This is a genomic window from Prosthecobacter sp., from assembly GCF_044373815.1.
Lineage (GTDB): Bacteria > Verrucomicrobiota > Verrucomicrobiia > Verrucomicrobiales > Verrucomicrobiaceae > Prosthecobacter.
In genome coordinates this window covers 1-4,049 of sequence record NZ_JBIPNG010000546.1, presented here as the reverse complement: position 1 = coordinate 4,049, position 4,049 = coordinate 1, and the positions used below count along the sequence as shown (strand labels likewise).

Annotated in this window: 4 protein-coding genes; all 4 read left to right on the top strand. The window is 55.0% G+C overall.

The genetic code is table 11. The features are described 5' to 3' along the window. On the top strand, positions 1-280 hold a 280-nt coding region (locus ACIREA_RS27930; RefSeq protein WP_397385603.1), incomplete at its 5' end, for a YmdB family metallophosphoesterase. 168 nt (positions 281-448) lie between these two features. Continuing rightward, on the top strand, positions 449-1,387 hold the full coding sequence (locus ACIREA_RS27925; RefSeq protein WP_397385602.1) for a TIR domain-containing protein: 939 nt from the start codon (positions 449-451) through the stop codon (positions 1,385-1,387). An 84-nt stretch (positions 1,388-1,471) separates the two neighbouring features. Beyond that, a complete protein-coding gene (locus ACIREA_RS27920; protein WP_397385601.1) occupies positions 1,472-3,139 on the top strand; it encodes a hypothetical protein in 1,668 nt (555 codons plus the stop codon). A 51-nt stretch (positions 3,140-3,190) separates the two neighbouring features. Continuing rightward, the coding region (locus tag ACIREA_RS27915; RefSeq protein WP_397385600.1) for a toll/interleukin-1 receptor domain-containing protein at positions 3,191-4,049 on the top strand (859 nt) is incomplete at its 3' end.

Sequence of the window (4,049 nt, the reverse complement as noted above, 5' to 3'; positions counted from 1 at the left end):
CTCTGGGGTGGTGGGCACCCATACCCATGTGCCCACGGCTGACGAACGCGTGCTGCCGAAAGGGACCGCGTTTCAGAGTGATGCCGGCATGTGCGGCCCGATGGACAGTGTCATCGGCAGCCAGATCGAGCCGGTGCTGGAACGCTTTCACAGCATGATGCCCACGCGCTTTGGCGTGGGGAGCGGTGCTGTGCGGGTGAATGGGGCGCTGATTACGATTGATCCTGCAACGGGCAAGGCGCTCAGCATTGAGCGTGTGGCACGGACGTGGCATGAGTGAGGGGATAGGGGACAATCTTTAGTGCGCCCCGCCTTGCTGAATGCCGATGACGTGGAAATAGCCACGTTGGGGGGCACTGATAGGAGACAGGTTTGAAGCCGGAGGGCTAGCTGGCTAGTAATAACAAATCCAGATTGCGCATAAGAATGGGGGTGTGACTATGCAAACATGGCTAATGAACCGCCTCCCTACCCACATCCACTGGGGCCTTTTGCTATGGAAAATCCATACTCCAAGGCACCTCAATCTCCGATGATGCCGTCAGGGAGCAACCCATTGGCACCTAGAGTCCCCGACCTTTTTCCCAGTGTGCCGACGCAGGCCACCCAAGCGCCGACACCCCCGCCGATTAAATCCCTTCAAAATGCCTTGGAGAAGGCGAGAAACGACCTCGACAAACAGGCAGTCAATCTGGGTAACATGATGCAGTTGCTCCAAAAAATGGCGGTTGCGTCGAGGAACATGTTTGGTGAGAAGGCCGCGCTCACACAGCATTTGCTTGCTGAAATGAAGGCTGCAGCCAAACTGGCGGCCGCTAAGCAGGACTGTCGCGAAGTTTTTGCGAAGCATCTGAAGCATGGCGAACAGCTTTTCAGGCAGTTGAGTGTGTTAGCAGAAGTTGGGCAGGCAGGGGTACGGTCTTATCCGTCTGCGACGCCGCTGACCAAAAAGGTCTTTATTGTTCATGGTCACGACGATACCAACTGGCTTTTGATGCGCCACCTTCTCACGGAGCCTCCATACAAAGGATATGGGATTGAACCGATCGTTATTCGCGAGCAGGCCGGACAATCCAAACCGATACTCCAAAAATTTGAAGATGCGGCGGCAGAGTCGAGCTACGCGATTTGCATCTTTACGCCAGATGATTTGGTTCAAGTCAGGAAAGACGGATCGCGGCACGACCAAGCGAGGCCGAATGTAATCTTTGAAACTGGGTGGTTCGTAGGAAGACTCGGCCCCAGCCGAGTTCTGCTGCTTGTGAAACATGGGGCGCAACTGCATTCTGACTTTGATGGCGTCAGCAAAATCCCATTTGCAGCAAGCATTGAGGAACAGATAATCCATATCAATCGTGAGCTGGTAGCTGCGGGATTACTTATTTAGGCCGAATTGCTTATTTTTTACGAACTTTGCTTGTTATTCGGCTTGGGATTTGCTCTTATCCTTGGAAGTTAATCCTCATCTCTCATGATTATTCCCGTCTGGATCATCGGCTTCACTGGCCACCGCCCGAAAGAAATCCCAGGCCGTACGAGTGGTGAAATGGAGCATCTGGCTGTAAAAATTCGTGACGAACTCAGAGCATTGAAAATAAAAGCAGAAGCGCAGGGCGGGCGTGCCGAGTTGCTTTGTGGTGTCGCGGCGGGCGCCGACCTGATCGCCGCACGGGAGGCAACGGCGCTCGACATGCCTGTGCATGTCATACTTCCAATGCCGGAGAGGCATTTCGAAGAAGACTTCGAAGGCGCCGCTTTTCAGGCCGATTGGCACCAGGCGCAGCACCACATTAAACGTGCCAAGGAAGGAACAGGCGGAGCCACCTTCCGAATCGCCCACGGGTCCCATCTTCGGGACGATTGCTATTACGATGTCGGTTCCCAGATCGTTTATGCCTCAGATGCCATCATCGCCCTTTGGGACGGGAAAGAAGCACCGCCGGTGCAGATCGCCGATAGCAGCGGGAAAGTCATTTCCTCGGGCCGTGGCGGCACGGCGGATGTCATCGACTTGGCGAACGCCGACAGGATGCCCTACCTCAAAGGCAAGGAACCCACAAACGGCTTCCGCTGGTTGCCCACCCCCGTCCGTCGCATCAACACTGTCACGGGTGAGGTCGATGGCGATGCCTCTAGCTTTGCCAGCGCCACGGACGCGGGTCTGGCCGAAATGAAGGCGATCCAGCACGCTGCTGATGCCGAGCATGGTATCACGAAGCCATTGACCACGGCAAAAGCACTGATGGAATTCGTGGATCGCGGAGCCAAAGACTGGGCCACGAGACTGCGTGGGGCGCTTCTGTGCGGCAGCATCCTGCATTTCACGGCCTCCATCATCGCCGCAGTTTCCGCAGGATCGCAAAGGGTGCTGGAAGACTGGCGGCCTTCGGCCCTTGCCGGTATGGAACTGGCTTTCGTTCTCGCCGCAATTGGCCTCATGCTCTGGTCGCACTACAAACACGCGCAGGCCCGCTGGATTGAGTTGAGGGTGGCCACCGAGCTGGTGCGCGGGCTCGTCAGTTCTGGCAGGTTGCTTGATCCCCTCTTCCCCATCGCCACGGATCACCTCCCAGGCTGGCGGCGCTTCTGCCTCTCCGTCGGCCTCACCATCTGGCGGGATGCTTCCACCGCCACCGATCCTGCTGCCACGCCTGAGCAGGCCTTCATACAAGAGAGAACGGGTTACCTCACGGATCGAATCAAGGATCAGATCAGCCACTTTGAGAAATACGATCCCCATCACCGTCACTGGTGGCATGGCTTCGCTCACATCGCGGGTCCCGTTACCTCTGTTCTGGCAGTTGTCTTTATCGTCATTGCGCTCGTTCACAAGGTCGATGTGTATCGAGATCCCGGGCATAAAGCTGACGAAAGCCTGCCTCTCACGCTAATATACTACTTTTTGCCCATCGCCCTACCCTTGCTCGCAGGCGCGGTCACATCATTGCAATCCGTCACCGACGTGAAGCGCCGCGCCTATGTCTATCCCGAAATGGTAGAGCGTCTCAACAGCGCCGGCGAATTCCTTCCTGTCATCCGCACTCCTGCCTCTCTCCGACGCTTCGTCCGCCGGACCGAGGAAATCCTACTGGATGAACTCGTCGGCTGGTATGCTGCGGCGAAGGGGATTTCACATTGAGATGTCTTCCTCTGATCCACATCACCTGATTTTGCTCCAAGAAGATTGCCCATGAAAAAGTTCCCGCCTCGTAGTGTTTTTATCAGTTACAATCATGACGAGTCTTGTAACATAGCCGGCCGTATTTATGAACGTCTGGCGTCGAGATTGACGCCTGCGGCAGTCTTTAAAGATGATGAGGACGCAACGAGGCGTTTGGGGTTCGATTTCCGAACGACTTTTGAAGCGGCGCTCAAAGATTGTCGTGTTGTTTTGGTGGTGATTGACCCTAGTTGGTATGAGCGGCGTATGCTTTCGGAAAAGCAGGGGGACGACATGCCGCCGGACTGGGTCCGTATCGAAGTCGAATCTGCACTTAACACGCCCGGTCTGGCAGTGATTCCGCTCATGGTTGATGGGGCTGATTTTCCGAAAAACAAACCACTTCCCACAACAATAACAGACTTACGCTATCGCGACGGAAAACGAATTCCCAGTGATGAAGGTTTTGGCCCAAGCATGGATGACCTTGTGCGGCATTTGGAGGCGCAGCTTGGGGTTAAGCCTTCAGCAAGACCAGTGCGCCCGTCCATGCCACTGGTCGCGTTGTTTAGTGCTGCGATCCTGCTCTGCTTGGTAACGTGGGGACTTTGGAAGATGACCTATAAACCGGCGGCGCTAGCGGATGCGCGAAACTTTGCGGATGGAAAATCGAAACTCGGGTCGAGCGAATCAAAAAAGAACTCGGAGGCAGGGGAAATAATAAAATCAAACGCATTCTCAATTCGATTTTTGACCGTTGACGGAGATGAAATCACACCTTCAACCCGAGTAAAAGCAACCGCCCATCGGGTCTTTGCTCCTGAATACGGCATGTCTATGTATTTGTTAATCGACAACCAAGGCCAAGAGATATCGGGACCTTTGTCAG